This is a genomic window from Mixta intestinalis (assembly GCF_009914055.1).
In the GTDB taxonomy this organism is placed as follows: Bacteria; Pseudomonadota; Gammaproteobacteria; order Enterobacterales; family Enterobacteriaceae; genus Mixta; species Mixta intestinalis.
On record NZ_CP028271.1, the window covers coordinates 2,251,557 to 2,273,529 of the forward strand.

The 21,973-nt window shown below is 52.1% G+C and carries 20 protein-coding genes and 1 pseudogene; 6 read left to right on the top strand and 15 right to left on the bottom strand.

Annotated features, from left to right (window positions below):
• Positions 1–79: 79 nt before the first annotated feature.
• The 3 genes from C7M51_RS10510 to lrhA form a co-directional block, all read right to left on the bottom strand.
• Positions 80–754, bottom strand: a complete 675-nt coding sequence (locus C7M51_RS10510; protein ID WP_160621746.1) for a NuoB/complex I 20 kDa subunit family protein — start codon at positions 752–754, stop codon at positions 80–82.
• 15 nt (positions 755–769) lie between these two features.
• The gene (locus C7M51_RS10515; protein WP_160621747.1) at positions 770–1,207 is read right to left on the bottom strand and encodes an NADH-quinone oxidoreductase subunit A; all 438 of its coding nucleotides are present in this window, start codon (positions 1,205–1,207) and stop codon (positions 770–772) included.
• Positions 1,208–1,865: 658 nt separating this feature from the next.
• Positions 1,866–2,792 carry a transcriptional regulator LrhA gene (lrhA, locus tag C7M51_RS10520; RefSeq protein ID WP_160621748.1) on the bottom strand — a complete coding sequence of 309 codons (927 nt, stop codon included), beginning with the start codon at positions 2,790–2,792 and terminating at the stop codon, positions 1,866–1,868.
• A 995-nt stretch (positions 2,793–3,787) separates the two neighbouring features.
• On the opposite strand from lrhA, the gene C7M51_RS10525 reads away from it, so the two are divergent.
• Positions 3,788–5,005 carry a pyridoxal phosphate-dependent aminotransferase gene (locus tag C7M51_RS10525; protein ID WP_160621749.1) on the top strand — a complete coding sequence of 406 codons (1,218 nt, stop codon included), beginning with the start codon at positions 3,788–3,790 and terminating at the stop codon, positions 5,003–5,005.
• A gap of 118 nt (positions 5,006–5,123) precedes the next feature.
• Positions 5,124–5,723: a 5'-deoxynucleotidase gene (yfbR, locus tag C7M51_RS10530; RefSeq protein WP_160621750.1), complete on the top strand. Its 600-nt coding sequence runs from the start codon at positions 5,124–5,126 to the stop codon at positions 5,721–5,723.
• Between the two features lies 1 nt (position 5,724).
• Here yfbR and C7M51_RS10535 read toward each other — a convergent pair whose 3' ends face one another.
• The 4 genes from C7M51_RS10535 to yfbV form a co-directional block, all read right to left on the bottom strand.
• Positions 5,725–7,563: an SLC13 family permease gene (locus tag C7M51_RS10535; protein ID WP_160621751.1), complete on the bottom strand. Its 1,839-nt coding sequence runs from the start codon at positions 7,561–7,563 to the stop codon at positions 5,725–5,727.
• A 77-nt stretch (positions 7,564–7,640) separates the two neighbouring features.
• The gene (locus C7M51_RS10540) at positions 7,641–8,300 is read right to left on the bottom strand and encodes a sugar phosphatase (RefSeq protein WP_160621752.1); all 660 of its coding nucleotides are present in this window, start codon (positions 8,298–8,300) and stop codon (positions 7,641–7,643) included.
• A gap of 13 nt (positions 8,301–8,313) precedes the next feature.
• Complete coding sequence (locus tag C7M51_RS10545) at positions 8,314–8,808, bottom strand: YfbU family protein (protein WP_160621753.1); 495 nt, start codon at positions 8,806–8,808, stop codon at positions 8,314–8,316.
• A 144-nt stretch (positions 8,809–8,952) separates the two neighbouring features.
• The gene (gene yfbV, locus C7M51_RS10550; RefSeq protein ID WP_160621754.1) at positions 8,953–9,402 is read right to left on the bottom strand and encodes a terminus macrodomain insulation protein YfbV; all 450 of its coding nucleotides are present in this window, start codon (positions 9,400–9,402) and stop codon (positions 8,953–8,955) included.
• Positions 9,403–9,737: 335 nt separating this feature from the next.
• On the opposite strand from yfbV, the gene ackA reads away from it, so the two are divergent.
• The 3 genes from ackA to C7M51_RS10565 all read left to right on the top strand — a co-directional run bounded on the left by ackA (position 9,738) and on the right by C7M51_RS10565 (position 14,532).
• The gene (ackA, locus tag C7M51_RS10555) at positions 9,738–10,940 is read left to right on the top strand and encodes an acetate kinase (RefSeq protein ID WP_160621755.1); all 1,203 of its coding nucleotides are present in this window, start codon (positions 9,738–9,740) and stop codon (positions 10,938–10,940) included.
• 67 nt (positions 10,941–11,007) lie between these two features.
• Positions 11,008–13,158, top strand: coding sequence for a phosphate acetyltransferase (gene pta / locus C7M51_RS10560; protein WP_160621756.1), 2,151 nt, complete (start codon positions 11,008–11,010; stop codon positions 13,156–13,158).
• Positions 13,159–13,485: 327 nt separating this feature from the next.
• On the top strand, positions 13,486–14,532 hold the full coding sequence (locus C7M51_RS10565; RefSeq protein WP_160621757.1) for a TIGR04086 family membrane protein: 1,047 nt from the start codon (positions 13,486–13,488) through the stop codon (positions 14,530–14,532).
• 162 nt (positions 14,533–14,694) lie between these two features.
• Here C7M51_RS10565 and yfcD read toward each other — a convergent pair whose 3' ends face one another.
• The gene (yfcD, locus tag C7M51_RS10570; RefSeq protein ID WP_160621758.1) at positions 14,695–15,249 is read right to left on the bottom strand and encodes an NUDIX hydrolase YfcD; all 555 of its coding nucleotides are present in this window, start codon (positions 15,247–15,249) and stop codon (positions 14,695–14,697) included.
• Between the two features lie 90 nt (positions 15,250–15,339).
• Positions 15,340–15,688: pseudogene (locus C7M51_RS10575) on the bottom strand (glutathione transferase); the annotation flags it as partial.
• 169 nt (positions 15,689–15,857) lie between these two features.
• On the opposite strand from C7M51_RS10575, the gene C7M51_RS10580 reads away from it, so the two are divergent.
• Positions 15,858–16,748, top strand: a complete 891-nt coding sequence (locus C7M51_RS10580; RefSeq protein ID WP_160621759.1) for a TIGR01777 family oxidoreductase — start codon at positions 15,858–15,860, stop codon at positions 16,746–16,748.
• 30 nt (positions 16,749–16,778) lie between these two features.
• Here the strand turns inward: C7M51_RS10580 and hisP are convergent, their stop codons facing one another.
• From hisP to C7M51_RS10610, 6 genes are all read right to left on the bottom strand, one after another.
• Positions 16,779–17,552 (bottom strand): histidine ABC transporter ATP-binding protein HisP, encoded by a 774-nt coding sequence (hisP, locus tag C7M51_RS10585; RefSeq protein ID WP_160621760.1) that lies wholly within the window; start codon positions 17,550–17,552, stop codon positions 16,779–16,781.
• Positions 17,553–17,560: 8 nt separating this feature from the next.
• Entirely contained in the window at positions 17,561–18,277 is a 717-nt protein-coding gene (locus C7M51_RS10590; RefSeq protein ID WP_160621761.1) for an ABC transporter permease, read from the bottom strand.
• Entirely contained in the window at positions 18,274–18,960 is a 687-nt protein-coding gene (gene hisQ, locus C7M51_RS10595; RefSeq protein ID WP_160621762.1) for a histidine ABC transporter permease HisQ, read from the bottom strand. Before hisQ ends, C7M51_RS10590 begins: the two co-directional genes overlap by 4 nt.
• Before the next feature lie 71 nt (positions 18,961–19,031).
• The gene (locus tag C7M51_RS10600; protein WP_160621763.1) at positions 19,032–19,808 is read right to left on the bottom strand and encodes a lysine/arginine/ornithine ABC transporter substrate-binding protein; all 777 of its coding nucleotides are present in this window, start codon (positions 19,806–19,808) and stop codon (positions 19,032–19,034) included.
• A gap of 271 nt (positions 19,809–20,079) precedes the next feature.
• On the bottom strand, positions 20,080–20,649 hold the full coding sequence (locus C7M51_RS10605; RefSeq protein WP_160621764.1) for a UbiX family flavin prenyltransferase: 570 nt from the start codon (positions 20,647–20,649) through the stop codon (positions 20,080–20,082).
• Between the two features lie 350 nt (positions 20,650–20,999).
• Positions 21,000–21,956, bottom strand: coding sequence for a hypothetical protein (locus C7M51_RS10610; RefSeq protein ID WP_160621765.1), 957 nt, complete (start codon positions 21,954–21,956; stop codon positions 21,000–21,002).
• Between the last annotated feature and the right edge of the window lie 17 nt (positions 21,957–21,973).

Below are 21,973 nucleotides of genomic sequence, written 5' to 3' on the forward strand. Positions count from 1 at the left end.
AGTCGTTGGTGTCAGGATGGGGGGCGCGTTGTTTTATAATGTTAAAGCGATCGTGTCAGGCCCCATCCATACAGTTGCGTTAAATTTCGTCCGGGGTACGCAGGTTAGTGACCGCAATGCGTTCCTCGCGTTTCCTTTCTCGCTCGGACTGCATATTGGCGCGATAAACGCCCTGATCGCCAACCACCCAGGAGAGCGGACGACGCTCTTTACCGATGGATTCCTGTAGCAGCAGCAGCGCCTGCATATAGGCTTCAGGACGCGGCGGGCAACCGGGAATATAAACATCAACCGGCAGGAACTTATCGACGCCCTGCACAACGGAATAGATATCGTACATGCCGCCTGAGTTAGCGCAGGCGCCCATGGAGATAACCCATTTTGGCTCCAGCATCTGGTCATACAGGCGTTGAATTACCGGTGCCATTTTTTTAAACGGCGTACCGGCCACCACCATAAAATCCGCCTGGCGCGGAGAGGCGCGCAGTACCTCTGCACCAAAACGCGCAACGTCATGCACCGCAGTGAATGACGTCACCATTTCAACGTAGCAGCAGGAAAGGCCGAAGTTATAGGGCCACAGAGAGTTTTTACGCCCCCAGTTCACCATGTCATGCAGCGCATGCTCCAGTTTGCCCATATACACGCTACGGTGCACATGCTGCTCCAGAGGATCGGTAACGATCTCCTGTTTTTGCAGGGGGTAACGGTCGTTCTCACCGTTGGGGTCTATGCGGGTGAGCGTATAGTCCATCTTAATGCCTCGCTGTTACTGCTTTTGAGGGTTGGTGTGAGTGACTTTGCTGGTATCGACATCCACGCGACGACGCGCAGGTGCCCAATCCAGCGCGCCAATTCGCACCAGATAGACCAGACCCGCCAACAGCACCAAAATGAAAATTGCGGCTTCGACAAAGCCGACCCAGCCGCTTTCGCGAATAGAAGTCGACCATGCGTATAAAAAGAGGGCTTCTACGTCGAAGATAACGAAGAACATAGCCACCAGATAGAATTTGGCAGAAAGGCGAAGATGCGTACTACCAACCGGATCGATACCGGATTCAAAAGGTATGTTTTTATGGCGTGCACGGGCGCGACCGCCCAACAACCAACCGCCGGTCAGCATAAACAGGCACAGACCAAAAGCGACAACGATAAAAACAGCGAATGCCCAGTGATGAGCGATAACTTCTGTGGTTGTTGACATACTCTTTGCTTACTCATCAAAAGTGGCGTTTAGCGTCCTGCGAAGCCGATGGCGAGAACACACCACATTAATTCAAGGGAAGGATAAAAACCTTATAAATTATGCTGTCATTAACCTATAAGCAGCAATTTAATGGGGATTTTTACCCCTTTCTATAACCTTTTGTCAACTTTGACAAAGATATCCACACGTTAATTTACACTTGCATCATCTTATTAACATAAGGTGCGCAAGCATCAGGCTAAATCGTGTCAGTTTCAAGATGTAAATTAAGTGTAGTGGGTATTGCACGGATAGATCGCACATTTAACAAACATATTCTGACAGGAAACTTGAAGATTTCCTTCCCCAAAGCAGGGTTATTTTTTTGATCCAGAACACAGTTTGAATTTTTTAGATAAAAAAACCGCCAGATTGCTGACCATTTTTTTATCAGAAAGCGCGCCAGTCGCTATACAGGCAAAAATTTTTTTGTACAGCGCGGTACGTTTCATTTTTATTGAAATGGTGAAAAAAAAGCCAGTAAAAAAGAGAAAACGATCGCCAAAAAAGCCTGTAAAAAAAGCCTCTTAGCGCTTGTTTGCGCCGAGAGGCTTTTTTATCACGGTTTATTTTAACAATTACCGTTTCGAATGAGAAAAGTTCTCATTTTTAATACTTATTCTTCATCATCCAGTAACATTGCATCGCCCTGACCGGCCAGCGCAAGGTTATACGGATCGTTGCTGGATTCCATCGCGTTAAAAATCGCCAGCGCCAGCTCATTTTCGCTGTCCGGGTTACGGCACAGCAGATATTGCGTATCAGGCAGCACCGGCAAGCCTTCGGCAGCACCCATAACGCGCAGTTCCGGGCTCATCATCTCTACCGGACGTGCAGTAACGCCCAGACCCGCTTTAACGGCCGCGCGTACTGCCGCCAGCGTTGAGGCAACGTAAGAGATACGCCACGGAATGCCCGCTTCGTTCAGATGATCGATCGCCATATCGCGGTACGGGCTCGGCTCGTCCAGCAGCACCAGAGGAATGGCTTCCCCACGCTGGAAAATATAGTCTGCGGCGCAGTACCACAGCGTCGGAGAAGTACGCAGTACTTGATGAGTAAAGGAGCCGGGGCTGGAGGTGGTAACCACCAGATCCACTTCACCTTGATTCAGCATTTCCATCATAAATGGATTACGCTTCACGCGTACGTCGATCGCCAGCTTCGGATAAACAGAGGTTACACGGTTCAGCAAGAACGGCAGAATGGTATCTGAAGTATCGTCAGAAGCCCCGATAGTCAGTACGCCCTGTACGTTGCTGTACATCAGTGACGTACAGGCTTCATCATTAAAGCGTAAAATTTTACGGGCATAGCCCAGTAGCTGAATACCATGCTCGGTTAGCAATTTATTACGACCGTGACGAGCAAACAGCTCTTTACCTACCAGCTGTTCCAGGCGTTGCATCTGCTGGCTGACCGCTGACTGGGTTCTGCATACGGCAGCTGCTGCGGCAGCAAAAGTATTAAGATCTGCTACAGCAACAAACGTTCTCAGCAGATCGAGATCGAGATTAAGTATCGGACGATTTGCATTAGTCATATTTTTCTTCACTTATAAATTTTTAATAACAACTACCCTGGTGTGACTGCCGTCGTTCAAATGGCGGACGGAGTTTAATATGGCAAAAATGACGTTTCCAGACTGCAGAAACGACAGCTTAAACGACTAAAGAAAAGCTGCTGTTCACCAATACTGCTGGAGGAAATGCATACAAAACCGCCAGTGCCGCCAGTATTTAAGATTAATTATCATTTAGCGCTTAAGCGCTAACATTACGAACGCAAGTTGCGCTCCGCTTATTGATGGAAACCACGCCAGCTTCAGGCAAGCTAACGTCGGGGCCGCTGGTTCATAACTTCGATATAAGGCGTCAGCAAAGCTGCATGACGCAAAAATGTAATAAATTATCGGACTTAATCTCCGGCTGCATCGCTTTAACCTGAACAACAAACGAGCATGCCTGTTTTTGTCACAAAGTCCGTTGATGGATATCCTGCCACATTGACGCCTACTTTTTAAGCCCCAATCGCATTTTTCTTATCAATAAAGCATCATTTTAGCATTAATACGGCTTTTTTTCGGGATTGCTTTTTCTTACCGATCGCCGGAAAAGTAACCCAATGCGTAGCAGGAGATGCGGGATTCATACGATGACGGAAAAGCCGGGACGAAGTTTCATTATTCTTTGGCCCTCTTAATCCTTCTTTAAGTAGTAAAATTTAACTGTTTCATTCTGTATCAATCTACTTTTTTTATCTTAATTTCATTCTTTTTCTGATAAGCATCTCAAACCGTTATGGCAAATTTACACTAATACACCAGAAGACAGTTATAAATTCTGATTTATATCTTAAAGTCAGTTTTTTAAACCAGATAAATCTCGCTGCATACTGTTGCATGCCAGTAAGTGTCCCCTTATCTGGCGGTTGCGCCCAAAGCCTGTTCAGCCCTTCAAAACCAGGCATCAGAGGAGTAAATTGGGCTGGTTTATTTCCACGGCAGGAACGCAGTTCTGTCAGTAAAGGCGCTAAGTAATGAATACAATTATCGAAAAATCTTCCAAGCTGGATAATGTTTGCTATGACATTCGCGGCCCGGTGTTGAAAGAGGCCAAACGTCTGGAAGAAGAAGGCAACAAGGTACTTAAGCTTAACATCGGCAACCCTGCCCCGTTTGGCTTTGAAGCGCCGGATGAGATCCTGGTAGATGTGATCCGCAACCTGCCGGGAGCACAAGGTTACAGCGATTCGAAAGGGCTTTATTCAGCACGTAAAGCCATTATGCAGCACTATCAGGCGCGCGATATGCGCGATGTGACCGTTGAGGATATTTATATCGGCAACGGCGTCTCCGAACTAATTGTGCAGTCGATGCAGGCACTGTTAAACAGCGGTGATGAAATGCTGGTGCCTGCGCCCGATTATCCACTCTGGACTGCCGCAGTCTCGCTTTCCAGCGGCAAGGCCGTACATTACCTGTGTGATGAGTCCGCCGGCTGGTTCCCCGATCTGGCCGATATCCGCAGTAAAATTACCCCGCGCACGCGCGGTATCGTGATAATCAACCCGAACAACCCGACCGGTGCCGTTTACAGCAAAGCGCTGCTGATGGAAATTGTTGAGATTGCACGTGAACATAATCTGATCATTTTTGCGGATGAGATTTACGATAAGATTCTCTATGATGCCGCGCAGCACCACTCTATCGCCGCGCTGGCGCCCGATCTGCTTACCGTTACCTTTAACGGCTTGTCAAAGACCTACCGCGTCGCCGGTTTCCGTCAGGGCTGGATGGTGCTTAACGGTCCGAAAAAGCACGCGAAAGGATATATCGAAGGGCTGGAAATGCTCGCTTCAATGCGCCTGTGCGCCAACGTTCCGGCGCAGCATGCTATCCAGACCGCGCTGGGCGGCTATCAGAGCATTAATGAATTTATCATGCCCGGCGGACGCCTTTATGAACAGCGCCAGCGCGCCTGGGAGCTGATTAATCAAATTCCCGGCGTCAGCTGCGTGAAGCCGGAAGGCGCGCTCTATATGTTCCCGCGCATTGATGCAAAAAAATTCAACCTACATGACGATCAGAAAATGGTGCTGGATTTTCTGCTACAGGAAAAAGTGCTGCTGGTGCAGGGTTCCGCCTTTAACTGGCCGTGGCCGGACCATGTGCGTATCGTTACTCTGCCGCGCGTTGACGATCTGGAACTCGCCATCGGCAAATTCGGACGTTTCCTTGAAGGTTATCACCAGTAAGCCAGCAGGCCAGTTACGCGCCTGTGGGCTGTAGCCGATCGCATGAAAAGGCTATACTCTGGCTGCGGAGATCGGGTTCGCCGTTTTCCGCAGCCCGCCTGAAGGAGAAGCCTTGTCGATGAAGCAGAGTCACTTTTTTGCCCACCTTTCCCGTCTGAAACTGATTAACCGCTGGCCGCTAATGCGTAATGTGCGCACGGAAAACGTTTCCGAACACAGTCAGCAGGTGGCGACGGTGGCCCATGCGCTGGCCGTGATTAAAAATAAATTGTTTAACGGTAATCTGAATGCAGAACGCATCGCCCTGATTGCGCTCTATCATGATGCCAGCGAAGTGCTGACCGGAGATTTGCCGACGCCGGTAAAGTATTACAACGCGCAGATTGCCCATGAATATAAAAAAATTGAGGAGATTGCGCGCCACAAGTTAATTGAGATGCTGCCCGCCGAGATACAGGATGCGTGGCGTCCGTTGCTGGATGAGCAGCTGCAAAACGAGGAAGAAACGGCCATTCTGAAGCAGGCCGATGCGCTGTGTGCCTACCTGAAATGCCTGGAGGAACTTTCCGCCGGTAATAACGAATTCCGCCGGGCGCTAGCGCGCCTTGAGAAGACTTTGCAGCAACGCCGCAGCGAAGAGATGGACTACTTTATCTCGGTCTTCGTCCCCAGCTTCAACCTGTCGCTGGACGAAATCTCTCAGGACACGCCGCTGTAAATCAGAACGGAAACAGTAGCGGTACCAGCAATACACTGACCACCATCACCACCAGCGTAAAAGGCACGCCAATTTTCACAAAGTCGCCGAAACGATAACCACCGGGGCCAAGTACCAGCGTGTTCACCGGTGAAGAGACCGGCGTCATAAAAGCGGCAGAGGCGGCAATAGCGATGATCATGGTGAAAGGATAAGGCGATACACCCATCTGATGCGCCGCCGCAATGCCGATCGGTGCCATCAGTACCGCCGTTGCCGTATTGGAGATAAACAACCCAATCGTTGCACAGAGCACAAACAGGCAGAGCAGCATCACATGCGGCCCTTTGCCACCGGCAATATCCATCAGGCCCTGCACCACCAATGCCACGCCACCGGTTTTTTGCAACGCCAGCGCAAACGGCATCATACCGGCGATCAGAATCAGCCCCGGCCAGTGAATAGCCTTGTAGGCGCTCTCCATATCGATACAGCGGAATTTCCCCATCAGCAGACAGGCGATAATCGCGGCAACGGGGCCTGGAATAGCATCGGTAATCATCAACGCCACCATCAGCGCCAGGCTAAACAGCGCGTGCGGTGCCTGACTGTGGGCGGGCACCGCATCATCAATTTCGGCGGGCAGCGCCAGCAGCAGCAGATCGCGTTTTTGCTGCTGTAGCTGACGGATACAGCGCCAGTCACCGATAACCAGCAGCGTATCGCCCAGCTCCAGCGGTTCATCGGTCAATGCCCCTTCAACCAGACTATTGCGTCGACGGATGCCGATAACGCTGATCCCGTAGCGGCTGCGAAAACCAATTTCGCGCACGCTTTTACCCGACAGCTCAGAGTCAGGAATCAGCAGCACTTCCGCCATGCCAACATCACGGGCGCGATCGGAGAAGTAGTCGCCGCGCAGAATAAGCGGCTCCAGCAGCTGCTCGCTGCAAAACTGGCGCAGATCGATATCGGCGGCGGACATATCGATTAGCAGTACGTCCCCGGCCCGAAAGGTGGTCTCACCGGTAACCGCCACCATCACGCGTCGAAAACGACGCCAGCGTTCCAGCCCCACTACGTTAGCACCATATTTTTCACGTAGCTGTAAATCGTCCAGTCGGTGACCAATCAGCGGCGATCCGGCGCGAATCGACAAGCGCCGGGCGCGTCCGCTGAGGCGATATTCACGAATCAGATCGCGGAAATTGCGTCGTCGGGACGGAGCGTTGCCGGAGGTGCTATCAACCGGGGCTGAGGCCAGCCAGTAACGTGCCACCAGCATATAACCCACGCCCAGCACCAGCACGACCAGACCAATAGGCGTGACGGCGAAGAAGCCAAAGCCCTCCAGCCCTTCGCGCTGTAACTCACTGTTGACCACCAGGTTAGGCGGCGTGGCTACCAATGTCATCATACCGCTGATTAGCGCCGCCACGCTAAGCGGCATCATCAGCCTTGCGGGTGAAGAGCCGATTTTCGCCGCCACGCTCAGCACCACAGGAATGAAAATCGCCACCACGCCGGTTGAGCTCATAAAGGCACCCAGCCCGGCTACGGTCAGCATCAGCCAGAAAATCATTTTACTTTCGCTGTTGCCGGCGATTTTTATCAGCCACTCGCCGGTTTGAATCGCCACACCGGTGCGTACCAGCCCCTCGCCTATCACGAACAGGGCAGCAATCAAAATCACGTTGGGATCGCTGAAACCGATGGTCGCTTCCTGTAATGTCAGCGTGCCGCTAAGCACAAAAGCGACAATGACCAGCAGCGCCACGACATCCATGCGCAGCCGTCCTGAGACAAACAGCCAAACGGTTACCGCCAGTAAGCACAGCACCCAAAGAAGTTGATTATTCACAGCCTTTTCCGCGTCAGAGAATTCCTTTACGCGCAGCATGCCATAAAATAACCCCGCTTATAGCGGGGTTAAATCAATCACTGTTGGTTTAGCACCCTGACCGTACCATCCTCTTCTTTACTGATATACAACGAGGCGAGTGAGGTGAGCCGCATCGCGGTTTCGGAAAGGCGGGGCGTATCGTCAGGCGCATTGACGGCAATCACCGCACAGCCTGCGGCGAGGCCGGAAAGAATGCCCGCGGGCGCATCCTCTACCACCACGCATTCAGCGGGCGACAGGCCCAGCAGTTCAGCGCCGATAAGATAGGCATCCGGCTCAGGCTTGCCGTTTTTTACTTGCTCGGCGGTTACGAAATGCTGTGGCAATGGTAACCCGCCCGCTTTGTGCCGGGCCGAGGCTATCGGCATAGAACCTGACGTCACGATCGCCCAGGGAATATCAAGCGCGTCCAGCCGTTCCAGCAAAGCAAGCGCACCGGGCAGCGCGGTAATGCCATCGGTATCTTCCGCCTCAGTTTTTTCCAGCAGGCGAAACTCTTGCTGGATCGTCTCTTCACTGCTGTCAGGCATAAAGTGACGCAGTGCAGTAATAGCCTGTTTACCATGGATAAAACTCAGGATCTCATCGGCGGCAATGCCGTGACGTTTTCCCCAGTTGCTCCACGCACGTTCCACCACCGGTAATGAATCCACCAGCGTGCCGTCTAAATCAAACAAAAAGCCTCTGCACTTCACTTGCGTTTCCTTCTCAGGCGTTGATGATCTGTGCGATTTCAGTCGCACACAGGTGATATTGCCGTGGACAGGTTTGCCAGACCGCCAGCATGCGTTGATATTTTTCCCACATCGGCGTTTGAGCGTTAAAGCCATGCGTACCGGCATCAAAATGGGTATAGCGCCCTTCAACGTTCACCATAAAGCGCACATAGCCCAGGTAACGCGCCTCGGTCGCGGCATCAAAACCGAGAAAATGTAGCCGACGCCGATCGATACTGGCCTGTTCTTTCAGGTTTTCCCATGAAACCGCCAGCGCGTGATGCATTTCCATTATGTTAATAATGGTGCGACACACTTCTTCACTCAGCTCACCGAAATCGCGATCCAGCTCACGCATTTGTAAGCTGTAACCGCGTTCAATGATGGTTTGCAGGCGACGATAGCGCTCGGCGTTATCCGGGTCGAGCAGCGTCATCATTTTGTACTGGTTAGAAAGAATCAGGCGCTGGGCGTGCGTCATCTCCATCGTAATCTCCTGTATCTCGACATCATAAAAAAGGGACGTTCAAGAATCGCACAGCAGATAAAAAGGAGGTATCACAAGCCTGACTTTCTTTGATTTAAGCCGGGTTGACGCCAAATAATTATCTGGGCACCCGACTGAGAATGGTTAAAGATCGTCGAGGAAGGTTTTATCCAGCTGACGAAAAGCGCGTTTGAGCAGATCCGCCAGCGTCTGGTAAGTGGGTTTGCCTTCAAGCGGTGCAATTGCCTGTCCAGCCTGTTGCAGCTTCTCGCGCACCTCGTGGAACCAGCTCAGCAGCGCAGGCGGCAGCGGCGTAACAGAACGCCGTCCCAGCCACCACAGCCCCTGCATCGGCAGGCTACAGGCAAAAAGCGCCGTGGCGACCGCTGGCCCCAGCTGTCCACCCAGCGCAATTTGCCAGGTCAGCGTAAAGACCGCCAGCGGCGGCATAAAGCGGATTGCAAAGCGGGTGGCGGTTGTGATGCGGTTTTCCGGGAAAACCGGCGCGAGGCGTTTGTCATTCGGCCATGTTTTCATGTAGCGCTGTCCAAGCTGGAACGTTTTAAACCAGCCGACGCTGGATTCATTTGCCATGGCTCACCTCAACTTCTTTTGCAAGATTTAAAAAATTTAGACAACGACACAACTTTATATAACATTATTCAAAAAATTTTGTTTTTACGAGGCACTGCCGTTATTCTGAGCGCGTTATCAACGCCCTGAAAACGGATTTTCCTCATTATCCTGAGGCGCAGCCGCAGAAAGCTACTGCGCTTTCAAATTTTTACGTAAAATTACCGTTTTTTTTTGCTGTCGGATAACTTTTTTGCTGACAGCATGATGATAATCATTACTGTACCAGCTTTCATACCTTAGGATGATAGACTGATTGCGTTTTTTTTAGCCACTTTTGACAAATAGGTACTTCCATGTCGAGTAAGTTAGTACTGGTTCTGAACTGCGGTAGCTCTTCCCTGAAATTTGCCATCATTAACCCGGCCGATGGTGAAGAGTATCTGTCAGGTTTGGCCGAATGCTTCCATTTGCCTGAAGCGCGCATTAAATGGAAACTGGACGGCGCCAAACAGGAAGCTGCGCTGGGTGCGGGCGCTGCCCACAGCGAAGCCCTGAACTTCATTGTTAAAAACATTCTGGCACAAAAACCAGAGCTGTCGGCACAAATCGCTGCAATCGGTCACCGCATCGTCCACGGCGGCGAAAAGCTGACCCATTCCGTCGTTATCACCGACGAAACCGTGCAGGATATCAAAGCGGCGTCACCGTTTGCTCCGCTGCACAACCCGGCGCACCTGATCGGTATCGACGAAGCGCTGAAAAACTTCCCGCACCTCGCTGATAAAAACGTAGCGGTTTTCGATACGGCTTTCCATCAGACGATGCCTGAAGAATCTTATCTCTATGCCCTGCCCTACCATCTGTACAAAGAGCACGGTATCCGTCGCTACGGTTTCCACGGCACCAGCCACTACTACGTTTCTCGCGAAGCGGCACGTATGCTGAACAAACCGGTGGAAGAGCTGAACGTGATCACCTGCCACCTCGGCAATGGTGCATCCGTCTCCGCGATCCGCAACGGTGAATGCGTGGATACCTCTATGGGTCTGACCCCGCTGGAAGGTCTGGTCATGGGTACGCGCAGCGGCGATATCGATCCGGCGATCGTTTTCTTCCTGCATGATACGCTGGGCATGGACGTTGATGCCATCAACAAAATGCTGACCAAAGAATCTGGCCTGCTGGGACTGACCGGCGTGACCAGCGACTGCCGCTATGTGGAAGAAAACTACACCACTAAAGACGATGCGAAACGTGCAATGAATGTCTTCTGCCATCGTCTGGCGAAATATATCGGTTCCTACACCGCCATGATGGATGGCCGTCTGGACGCTATCGTCTTCACCGGCGGTATCGGTGAAAACGCAGCGATGGTGCGTGAACTGTCGCTGGCGAAACTGTCACTGCTGGGCTTTGAAGTCGATCACGAACGCAACCTGGCAGCACGTTTCGGTCAGGAAGGCTTCATTAACAAAGAAGGTACTCGTCCGGCGCTGGTGATCCCAACCAACGAAGAGCTGGTTATCGCCCGCGACGCTGCGCGTCTTACCGCTTAAGTTTTTCTCCGTCAGCTCCGGCTGACGGAGTTGTTTTTGACACCCTGAAATACCTGAGAGGTTTACTGTGTCACGTACCATTATGCTTATTCCTACCGGCACCAGCGTCGGGTTGACCAGCGTCAGCCTGGGCGTTATCCGCGCGATGGAGCGCAAAGGGGTTCGCCTCAGCGTCTTCAAACCCATCGCTCAACCGCGTGCTGGCGACAATGCGCCTGACCAGACTACCACCATCATCCGTAAAAGCTCCTCTATCCCCGCCGCTGAGCCGCTGCATATGTCACGCGTTGAATCGCTGCTGGGATCTAATCAGCAAGATGTGCTGATGGAAGAGATCATCGCCCGCTATCACGCCAACGCTCAGGATGCTGAGGTTGTGCTGGTAGAAGGTCTGGTACCGACGCGTAAACATCAGTTCGCTACCGCCCTGAACTACGAAATCGCGAAAACGCTGAATGCGGAAATCGTCTTCGTCATGGCGCTGGGCAACGACTCTCCGGCTCAGCTGAAAGAGCGTATCGAACTGACGCAAAGCAGCTTCGGCGGCAGCAAAAACAAAAACATTACTGGCGTTATCATTAACAAACTTAACGCACCGGTGGATGAACAGGGCCGTACCCGTCCCGATCTGTCAGAAATCTTTGACGATTCCACCAAGGCCAGCGTTGCCAATATCGATCCGAACCAGCTGTTCGCCAACAGCCCGCTGCCGGTACTGGGCTGCATTCCGTGGAGCTTCGAGCTGATTGCTACCCGCGCGATTGATATGAGCCGTCATCTGAACGCGCGCATTATCAACGAAGGTGAAATTCAGACCCGCCGCGTGAAATCCGTTACCTTCTGCGCACGCAGTCTGCCACATATGCTGGAACATTTCCGTCCCGGCTCACTGCTGGTCACCTCTGCGGATCGCCCGGACGTGCTGGTTGCTGCCTGCCTCGCCGCGATGAATGGCGTAGAGATCGGCGCTATCCTGCTGACCGGCGGTTATGAAATTGATGACCGTATTTACAAATTGTGCGAGCGCGCCTTCCAGACCGGCCTGCCGGTATTTATGGTGAATACCAACACCTGGCAGACCTCGCTCAACCTGCAGAGCTTTAACCTCGAAGTGCCCAGCGACGATACGCAACGCATCGAGAAAGTACAGGAATATATTGCCAGCCATATCAACAGCGACTGGATTGAATCACTGACCGCCGCCTCCGAGCGTAGCCGTCGTCTCTCTCCGCCAGCCTTCCGTTATCAGCTGACCGAGCTGGCGCGTAGCGCACGTAAACGCATCGTACTGCCGGAAGGTGACGAGCCGCGTACCGTGAAAGCAGCGGCTATCTGTGCTGAACGCGGCATCGCACAGTGTGTGCTGTTGGGTAACCCGGATGAAATTCAGCGCGTAGCGGCAGCACAGGGCGTTGAACTGGGCAAAGGCATCGAAATTGTCGATCCGGAAGCCGCGCGTAATAACTACGTTGCTCGCTTGGTAGAACTGCGTAAAAACAAAGGCATGACTGAAGTGGTTGCGCAGGAACAGCTGGAAGATAACGTGGTGCTCGGCACCATGATGCTGGAGCGCGACGAAGTAGACGGTCTGGTTTCCGGTGCCGTACATACCACCGCTAACACCATTCGTCCGCCGTTACAGCTGATCAAAACCGCGCCGAACAGCTCGCTGGTCTCTTCCGTGTTCTTTATGCTGCTGCCTGAGCAGGTGCTGGTGTATGGCGACTGCGCCATCAACCCAGACCCGACCGCGGAGCAGCTGGCTGAGATCGCAATCCAGTCTGCCGATTCCGCTGCCGCCTTCGGTATCGAGCCGCGCGTGGCAATGATCTCCTACTCCACCGGTAACTCCGGCGCAGGTAGCGACGTAGAGAAAGTACGTGAAGCAACGCGTATCGCGCAGGAAAAACGTCCGGATCTGGTGATCGATGGTCCGTTGCAGTACGACGCAGCAATTATGGAAGATGTCGCTAAATCCAAAGCGCCAAATTCACAGGTTGCCGGTCGCGCAACGGTATTTATCTTCCCTGACCTGAACACCGGTAACACCACTTATAAAGCGGTGCAACGCTCTGCCGACCTGATCTCTATCGGGCCGATGCTACAGGGTATGCGTAAGCCGGTTAACGACCTGTCTCGCGGCGCGCTGGTTGACGATATCGTCTACACCATCGCTCTGACAGCTATTCAGGCTTCACAGGCAGATCAGCAGAAGTAATTATCCTTTGCGGTTAAGGGCGGCCTGCGGGCCGCCTTTTTTATTTCCTCATTCATCGTGCAGGCTGTTGTTCTGGTCACCGCAAAATAAATCGCCCCTTTATTTTCTCAATAAACGCCTCACGCAAATAGTTTAATAAAAAGTTAAAAATAAGCGTAACGGTAAAAATTTAGTTTATTTTCTGCCACATTTTGCAAAATTATTTTGGTCAAATCTTCATTCCCTAACTAGCCTTAAGTTGCCTGAATAACAGGTTTCACTATTTTCATGACGTCAGAAATTAATTTTGTGGCAACGGCTTAAAGATAACGATAGGGAGTGAATATTATGAGTGAACATCCTGATCATTTGCGCACCCGGCATGACGCAGGCTGGGTAGAGACTGTACATGAAGCGCCGCTGAACGGTGTACCGCTAAAACGTATTTCATGGAGCGCTATCTTTGCGGGCGTTATTACTTCGGTAGTGATTCATCTGTTATTAACGCTGCTGGGTACCGCTGTCGGTACTGCCAGCATCGATCCTTTACATGAGCAAAACCCGCTCGAGGGTATCGGCACCGGCGCCGCTATCTGGACCGGTATCAGTATGCTGATTGCGATTGCCGTCGGTGCGTGGGTCAGCGGTCGTCTCGCTCAGCGCGAAGGTGCACTGCACGGTTTGCTGATGTTCGGCGTAAATACGCTGTTCAGCGTCTGGCTGGCGGTCACGCTGGTGAACTACACCGTTAGCGGTGCGATGAATGTTATGGGTGCCGGACTGAGCGCTATCGGTAATACCGTTTCTGCGGCAGCACCGCACGCCGCACGCCTGGCCCAGGACAAGCTGCAGGAGAGCGGCATTAATCTTGATGACCTGCAAAACGAGCTGGAAACTACGCTGCGTCAGACCGGTAAGCCTGAATTACAGCCGGAAAACCTGCAAAACGATGCGCAGAACGCGGTAAACAGCGCGCAGAACCAGGCGCAGACCACTGCTAACAACCCGCAGAATGCGGATACCGATCTGGCTAACTGGGTAAAAGGCTTAATCGCCCGCAATCAGGATACGTTACAGGCCGCTGACCGCGATGCGCTGAAAAATATTATCAAAGCGCGTACCGGTAAAACCGATGCGGAAGCAGAACAGATCGTTGATCAGACGGAGAAAAGCTATCAGCAGGCGCGTCAGAAATATAACGAGCTGAAGCAGCAGGCAGAGCAGAAAGCACGCGAAGCCGCTGATAAAGCTGCTGCCGCAACCTCCAAAGCCAGCTGGTTCGCTTTCTTCATGATGATCGTTGAAGCCGTGCTGGCGGGTGTAATGGGAATGGTAGGTCGCCGTACTCAGCCGCGTCAGGTGCTGAGTCATCAGCGTCCAACCAAACGCGATTAACGCTTACGGTAAAAATACCTTCTTATAAGGTGCTGTAACACAGTAAACAGAGAGGCGGCAACTTAGCCGCCTCTTTTATTGCAGAACGATATTCCGCTCTTTAAACCAACTGGCGAGAGCTAACGCTTTTCCCATTACAGCCGCTCGCAGCTGCCGACGTTGTTACTTCGCCTCTTCCGTTTTTTTCTGTCTGACCGGTTCGTTATTGGCATTGCGGCTCAGCCAGAGCGACAGCGCCTTCAGCGAATCCTGGGTAAACTCATCGCAGCGAGCGGTGATCTCTTCCGGCGTCAGCCAGAAGACCTCATCCACCTCTTCCGGCTGCATAGCAAACGGGCCGTGCGAAACGCAGCTGAATAGTCCACCCCATACCCGGCAGTGTTCATCCTCAAAGTAGAACTGCCCATGCTCGGCAAAAGGCACGGCGGCGATACCCAACTCCTCTTCGGCCTCACGGCGAGCGGAATCAAGAATCGCTTCGCCGCTTTGCACCACGCCGCCCGCGGTAGCATCCAGCATACCCGGCATAAAATCTTTGCTCTCAGTACGGCGCTGCACCAGAATCTTACCCATGCCGTCGTGCACTACGATATACGTAGCGCGATGACGCAAGTGTTGTGCCCGCATCTGAGCCCGGCTGGCCTGAGCGATAACTTCGTTATCTTCATTAACGATGTCTACCCATTCCGTACCGGCATCCTGATTTTGCTCCACCATCAGTAACCCTTTTCGTTCTGGCGCCCATTGCGCGCTGATATGCCACAGGTTTCGCGTTACGTTGACGCAAACCGCCCTAAATTAAAGGCTTCACGAGCCGGACGCAATACACAAGTCGTGCGGTCGGCGGTTTTTGCCCGATTCACCCAGCCAAAGCTGCACTGACGCAGGTTGCCACCAGAACCAGGCGTACTGCCGCCAGGTTATCCGGCAAACTATCGCCGTGCAGCGCGAGACGATTAAGCATCACCGCTAAATCGGTATCGGCAATCGACCATTCGCCAAACAGATTTTGCTGGTCATCGCTGAGGAGGCGCAGTGCACCCTCAATCAGTTTAGCGGCGCTCTGCCGCGCGTCTTCCGTTAGCGGTGACTATTTTTTTCCGGCAAACAGCGCTTCGCCAGAACGCTGCAGCCTGAGCAGCATGAAATCGCTGCGTTGTCATACCTACAGTTCACGGGTGAGGAAGATATCAAACGTCCAGAATTTACGCATTCTGTTTACCCGACGGAGGGCAACCTGGCAATGGCGCAGCCCGATATTACCACTATTCCCAGGGTTCTCTTCTATGCTAAACAGACAGCAATAACACGGACATAGGGCTCTCATGCAAATATTGATAACCGGCGGTACCGGCTTGATTGGGCGACAGCTAATTACACGACTGCTGGCGCGTGGCGATCGGGTTAGCGTGGTGACGCGCAATATCGAGGCGGCACGCAACCTGCTTGGCCCGCAGGTCACCCTCTGGTCGGGGCTGACACAGCAACATGATCTAAACGGTATCGATGCGGTGATTAACCTGGCGGGTGAGCCAATCGCCGCAAAACGTTGGACACCGCAGCAAAAACAGCGGCTGTGTGAGAGCCGCTGGCAGATTACCGAGCGGCTGGCTTCGCTGATTAACGCCAGCAGCGAGCCGCCTGCGGTGCTGCTCTCCGGTTCGGCGACCGGCTACTACGGCAACAGTGGCGAAGCGGTGCTGACCGAAGAGGACAGCGCTCACGATGAGTTCACCCATCAGCTCTGTCAGCGCTGGGAAACCCTGGCGCTGAGCGCCGCCAGCGATCGAACCCGCGTCTGCCTGCTGCGCACCGGCGTGGTGCTGGCCAAAGAGGGCGGCGCGCTGGCGCAGATGAAAAAGCCGTTCGCACTGGGGCTTGGCGGGCCGCTCGGCAGCGGACGACAATATATGCCGTGGATTCATATTGACGATATGCTTAACGGCATCCTCTGGCTGCTGGATCATCCATTGCGCGGGCCGTTTAATCTGGTTTCGCCCTACGCGGTGCGCAATGAACAGTTTGCCGCCACGCTGGGTAAAGCGATGCGACGCCCTTCGCTGCTGCGCACGCCCGCTATCGCCATCAGATTACTGATGGGCGAATCGTCGGTGCTGGTGCTGGGCGGGCAGCATGTACTGCCCCGCCGTCTGGAGGAATCGGGTTTTCACTTTCGCTGGTACGATCTGCAAACCGCGCTGGAGGATGTGCTGTAACTCCCTGTCATTACTCCGTACAGCAATCTGCTATTTCAGCGCGCCGGAGAGAAACTGCTGTAGCCGGGCGCTTTTCGGCTGCTGGAACAGCGTTTCCGGCGGCCCCTGCTCTTCAATTTTCCCCTGATGCAGAAAAATCACATGGCTGGAGACATGGCGCGCAAACTCCATCTCATGCGTGACCACCACCATGGTTTTCCCTTCTTCCGCCAGCTTCTGCATAATACGCAGCACCTCGCCTACCAGCTCCGGATCGAGCGCCGAGGTCGGCTCATCGAACAGTAACACATCCGGCTCCATCGCCAGCGCCCGGGCAATAGAGACGCGCTGCTGCTGCCCACCGGAGAGATGCACCGGATATTTAGCGCAGGCGCGCTCGTCGATACCGACTTTATTGAGATAGCGCAGCGCCCGCTCGCGTGCGTCAGCTTTGCTGAGCCCCAGCACCTGAACTGGCGCTTCCATCACATTCTCCAGCACCGTCATATGGCTCCAGAGATTGAAATGCTGAAAGACCATGGTCAGCCGCGTGCGCAGCAGGCGTAGCTGCTCCTTATTCGCTACCTTTAGCTGCCCGTCTTTATCGCGTACCAGATTTACCGGCTGGTTATTTACCGTGATGCTGCCTTCGCTCGGCTGTTCGAGGAAGTTGATACAGCGCAGAAAGGTGCTTTTACCGGAGCCGGATGAGCCGATAATGGTAATCACGTCGCCCGCGTTAGCCTGAAGCGATACGCCCTTCAGCACCTCATGTTCGCCGTAGCGTTTATGGAGTTCAGTTACGTTGAGTTTATTTTCAGCCATAGTGGTACTCAGTGGGACGATAGAGGTTTGATATGTGCCAGCAGGCGATGCTCTGCCCGGCGGAACAGGCTAATCAACAGGTAAGAGATGGCTAAATAGAGCGCCGCCGCGATGCCGAAGGCGGTAAAAGGCTGATAGGTGGCAGCGTTAATATCACGCGCGATTTTCAACAGATCCGGCACCGTAGCGGTGAATGCCAGCGCCGTTGAATGCAGCATTAAAATCACCTCGTTACTGTAGGCGGGCAGCGCGATACGCAGCGCCGCAGGCAAAATAATGCAGCGGTAGAGCTTAAAGGTAGAGAACCCATAGGCGCGCGCCGCTTCAATTTCGCCATGCGGCACCGCGCGGATCGCCCCGGCGAAAATCTCCGTGGTATAGGCGCAGGTATTGAGCGTAAAAGCCAGCAGCGTACAGTTCAGGCCGCTGCGGAAAAAAGCGCTGAGCAGCTCCGAGCCTTTCACCACCTCCAGCGTATACATGCCGGAATAGATAACCAATAGCTGTACATAGAGCGGCGTGCCGCGAAATACCCAGGTAAACAGCCAGACCGGCAGGCTGATGGCGCGGATCGGCGAGACACGGGCGATCGCCAGCAGCACCGCCAGGCAACCGCCAATAACCACGGAAAGGATCAGCAGCCACAGCGTAATCGCTACGCCGGTAAAGCGGTAGCCGTCGCTCCACAGCAGCGGCTGCCAGTATTCCTGTAAAATAGCGATCATAATTCCGCCCTTTTGACGCCCACCGAATAGCGACGCTCCAGCCACCACAGCACGCCGTTAGAGAGCGTGGTAAACAGCAGATAAATGATGCCAGCGACGATAGCGAACCAGAACGGCTGCCAGGTACTTTTCCCCGCCAGCTGAGTCGCTTTCACCACATCCTCCAGCCCCAGCAGCGATACCAGCGCCGTCGCCTTCAGCACCACCTGCCAGTTATTGCCGATGCCCGGCAGGGCAAAGCGCATCATGGCGGGAAACAGAATGCGGCGGAACACCTGCGCGCCGGTAAAACCAAAGGCGGTTGCCGCCTCGATCTGCCCTTTCGGTACCGCCATAAAAGCGCCGCGAAAGGTTTCGGTAAAGTAGGCACCGTAAATAAAGCCCAGCGTAATGATGCCCGCCACCATCGGATCGATATCAAACTGCGCCATGCCCAGCGCCTCGGTGATTTGATTCAGGACGATCTGCAATCCATAAAAGATCAGCAGCATCAAAACCAGATCCGGCACGCCACGAATTAAGGTGGTATACGCTTCTGACAACAGCGCCAGCAAGCGATAGCGGGAAAGACGCGCACCCGCTCCTAACAGGCCGAGCACCACTGCCAGCAGCACCGAGCTGAGCGCCAGCTCCAGCGTTACCAGCGCACCGCGAAAGATCACTTCAGAGTAGCCATACAGCATCAATGGAATCCTGGCATAACAAAACGGACAGCAGGCCGCCCAACCGCGACAGCCTGCATACCAAGCGGCGGTTAATCGCCGTAGACGTTAAAATCGAAATATTTCTTCGCGATGCGGTCGTAGGTGCCATCCTGACGCATTTCGTTAAAGGCTTTATCAATCGCTGCTTTTAACTCGCTATCATCCTTACGCAGACCAATACCGGTGCCGACGCCGAAGATTTTGTCATCTTTTACCGCCGGACCAGCGAAGGCGTAATCTTTGCCTACCGGCTGCTTCAGAAAACCTTCGCTGGCCTGCACCTCATCCTGGAAGGCGGCATCGATGCGCCCCGCGGTCAGGTCCTGATAAACCAGATCCTGATTAGCGTAAGGCGTAACGGTCACTCCCTTTGGACGCCAGTACTGGTTGGCGTAGGTCTCCTGAGTAGTGCCCTGTAGCAGGCCGATATTTTTACCGCGCAGCGATTCCGGCGTTGGTTCCAGTTTGGCACCTTTTGGCGCGATCAGGCGGGCATTAGCGGCGTAAAGCTTCTCTGAGAACGCGATCTCCTGCTGGCGTTTTTCCGTGATGGAGAGCGAGGAGATAATAAAATCGATTTTCTTCGCCTTCAGCGAAGGGATCAGCGCATCAAAATCGCTCTCGACATAGTTGCAGCTGGCACCGATGCGCTTACAAATTTCATTAGCCAGATCGATATCAAAACCAACCAGCTGGCCCTGGGCATTTTTCGACTCAAACGGCGGATAGGTAGGATCGTTACCGATACGCAGCGTTTTAGGTATGGCAGCGCTGACAACGCCGGAGAAAGCCAGCAGCAAAGAGAGAGCCAGAACTCGCTTTTTCATGGTTTATCCTCAAGTGAAGAGCTTATTGTTATGTGATGCGTGACAGGTTGCGTTCAGGAAATTGCACTTTTCATGCCAGCTTGCCCGGCAACGGGGCGTATAGCTCAGGCGCCGCCATCAGCGACCGGCTGACCTGATGGCTCTGTTTGTGATGGGAATATAGCAGGATAGATAACAGGAAGAAGCGATAATGTTACGTTTTGGTGCATTAGATGCACGAAAAGTGATCCAGGCTGGATTAATGCACCAAAACCAAACTTTTAATGTGATATCAGGCACCCTGCCAGCGGGTAAAGAGATCTTCCGGCAGAGTGATATCGAACTGATCCAGCACGCGGTTAAGCGTTTGATCGACGATCTCCATGATCGTTTGTGGTCGATGATAAAAAGCGGGTACCGGCGGCATCACTATCGCGCCCAGTTCGGCGGCGGTGGTCATCAGTCGCAAATGGCCCAGATGCAGCGGCGTTTCGCGCACACAGAGCACCAGACGGCGGCGCTCTTTCAGCACCACATCGGCGGCGCGCGTCAGCAGCCCATCACTGTAGCTGTGCACAATGCCGGAAAGGGTTTTCATCGAACAGGGCAAAATCGCCATGCCCACCGTCTGGAAAGATCCGGAAGAGATGCTGGCAGCGATATCGCGCACGTCATGCACCACGTCGGCAAAGCCCTGTACCTCGCGCAGCGTATAATCCGTTTCCAGCGCCAGCGTCTGGCGCGCGGCGTTACTCATTACCAGGTGCGTTTCAATCTCCGGCAGCGGTTGCAGCAGCTGTAACATACGCACGCCATAAATTACCCCGCTGGCACCGGAAATACCGACGATCACTCTTTTCATGATGAAGCCTTTCTTTTTGCTGGAGCGGTAATTCTGAACGTGAGCGCAGGAGATTACAACCAAAGCGCCACTTTGAGCCAACGCAGCGCTAATTAACAAAACGCTAGCGCCATTTAACCTCACTATCTGCGTATTAAACAAGTCGATAAAACGATTGGTTGCTATCTTTATCCACTGTGAGCAGGCGAAACTGGCTTGTATGGCGCCCCAAGACGACTGCGCCAGGCTAACCCGATGATCTTGTAACAGAGCGCATCATCATACTCGATGACGCTTAGCCTACAGTTCTTTTCGTTCGCTAATAAACGAGACAATGAGCGATGACTTTGAATTAGCGGTAATTTAAAAAATCATTTTGCCCAAAATTCCATTAAAGAAATCATGATTTTCCTTCTGTCAAATTTCTCAGATCGTCCAGTTTTTAATATCAATTCAAGGAAGGCTTGAACTGCCTTTTTTTGATCCAGTGAAAAAATGTTAAATTTTTCAAATATAAATTTATCTTTTAAATTTCGTTGATTTGCGTAACAAATATTATGAATAGTATTAAATGGTATATTTGAATCCTCATCAAAAAAATCATATAAAGTTGCAATCATACATGCCGGAATAAAATATAAAAAAGCCTTATTCGAAAGCAGTGGATAATCATCTATTACTGAAGCTAATAATAAATTATTCTTTGTTGCCAGCTCACTCCAATTTATATTAAATAAAGTGTGCCTTAAAAAATCACCTTCTTTTTCTTGTTCACTGGTAATATCTTCAATTAAAAATAAATTCTCTTTGGAGAAATTAAAACTAATTATTTCTACTAACTTATCTCTAGAATTCAACCAGTCCAGTGCGGATAACGCGGAGGTGCAAGATTCCTGGAAAGAAGTATTTTTACTCTCTAACAACAACAAGAAATCTTTAACAACGTCACGTTGAAATTTTGATAAATTAGAAAACTCATTAAAGTAAGAGCAATCACCATATTCAAAAAAAGACGGTGAAAATCTGTCCATTAAACACATTAGCACATCGTCATCTGAAAAATTATTCTCCAGACAATGCTGTAAAATAGTTGGAAATAAATAATGAAAGCAAATATCACATTCATACCATGAAAAAATAGAACCAAGAATATCATTTTCTTTTTCTAATACCTCAGACCAGAGTATTTTTTCTTTTGGTTTATCGTTCTCTGAACTAACAAAAGGCAATAAAAAATCGCAATTCGCATTTGTATTTTTTTTTTCAAAACAGATAAATTCATCTGTTTTGAAAGCTGCATTTATATCGTCTTTTAATTCATCATACATGAATTATTTCCTGTTAA

What these genes read in the sequence shown, in the direction of transcription:
- hisQ (WP_160621762.1), bottom strand. Translation starts at nt 18,960, where the DNA reads ATGCTGTATGGCTACTCTGAAGTGATCTTTCGCGGTGCGCTGGTAACG.
- C7M51_RS10580 (WP_160621759.1), top strand. Translation starts at nt 15,858, where the DNA reads ATGCAAATATTGATAACCGGCGGTACCGGCTTGATTGGGCGACAGCTA.
- C7M51_RS10515 (WP_160621747.1), bottom strand. Translation starts at nt 1,207, where the DNA reads ATGTCAACAACCACAGAAGTTATCGCTCATCACTGGGCATTCGCTGTT.
- C7M51_RS10605 (WP_160621764.1), bottom strand. Translation starts at nt 20,649, where the DNA reads ATGAAAAGAGTGATCGTCGGTATTTCCGGTGCCAGCGGGGTAATTTAT.
- C7M51_RS10590 (WP_160621761.1), bottom strand. Translation starts at nt 18,277, where the DNA reads ATGATCGCTATTTTACAGGAATACTGGCAGCCGCTGCTGTGGAGCGAC.
- yfbR (WP_160621750.1), top strand. Translation starts at nt 5,124, where the DNA reads ATGAAGCAGAGTCACTTTTTTGCCCACCTTTCCCGTCTGAAACTGATT.
- hisP (WP_160621760.1), bottom strand. Translation starts at nt 17,552, where the DNA reads ATGGCTGAAAATAAACTCAACGTAACTGAACTCCATAAACGCTACGGC.
- yfcD (WP_160621758.1), bottom strand. Translation starts at nt 15,249, where the DNA reads ATGGTGGAGCAAAATCAGGATGCCGGTACGGAATGGGTAGACATCGTT.
- C7M51_RS10565 (WP_160621757.1), top strand. Translation starts at nt 13,486, where the DNA reads ATGAGTGAACATCCTGATCATTTGCGCACCCGGCATGACGCAGGCTGG.
- C7M51_RS10600 (WP_160621763.1), bottom strand. Translation starts at nt 19,808, where the DNA reads ATGAAAAAGCGAGTTCTGGCTCTCTCTTTGCTGCTGGCTTTCTCCGGC.
- yfbV (WP_160621754.1), bottom strand. Translation starts at nt 9,402, where the DNA reads ATGGCAAATGAATCCAGCGTCGGCTGGTTTAAAACGTTCCAGCTTGGA.
- C7M51_RS10525 (WP_160621749.1), top strand. Translation starts at nt 3,788, where the DNA reads ATGAATACAATTATCGAAAAATCTTCCAAGCTGGATAATGTTTGCTAT.
- C7M51_RS10545 (WP_160621753.1), bottom strand. Translation starts at nt 8,808, where the DNA reads ATGGAGATGACGCACGCCCAGCGCCTGATTCTTTCTAACCAGTACAAA.
- C7M51_RS10610 (WP_160621765.1), bottom strand. Translation starts at nt 21,956, where the DNA reads ATGTATGATGAATTAAAAGACGATATAAATGCAGCTTTCAAAACAGAT.
- C7M51_RS10510 (WP_160621746.1), bottom strand. Translation starts at nt 754, where the DNA reads ATGGACTATACGCTCACCCGCATAGACCCCAACGGTGAGAACGACCGT.
- lrhA (WP_160621748.1), bottom strand. Translation starts at nt 2,792, where the DNA reads ATGACTAATGCAAATCGTCCGATACTTAATCTCGATCTCGATCTGCTG.
- ackA (WP_160621755.1), top strand. Translation starts at nt 9,738, where the DNA reads ATGTCGAGTAAGTTAGTACTGGTTCTGAACTGCGGTAGCTCTTCCCTG.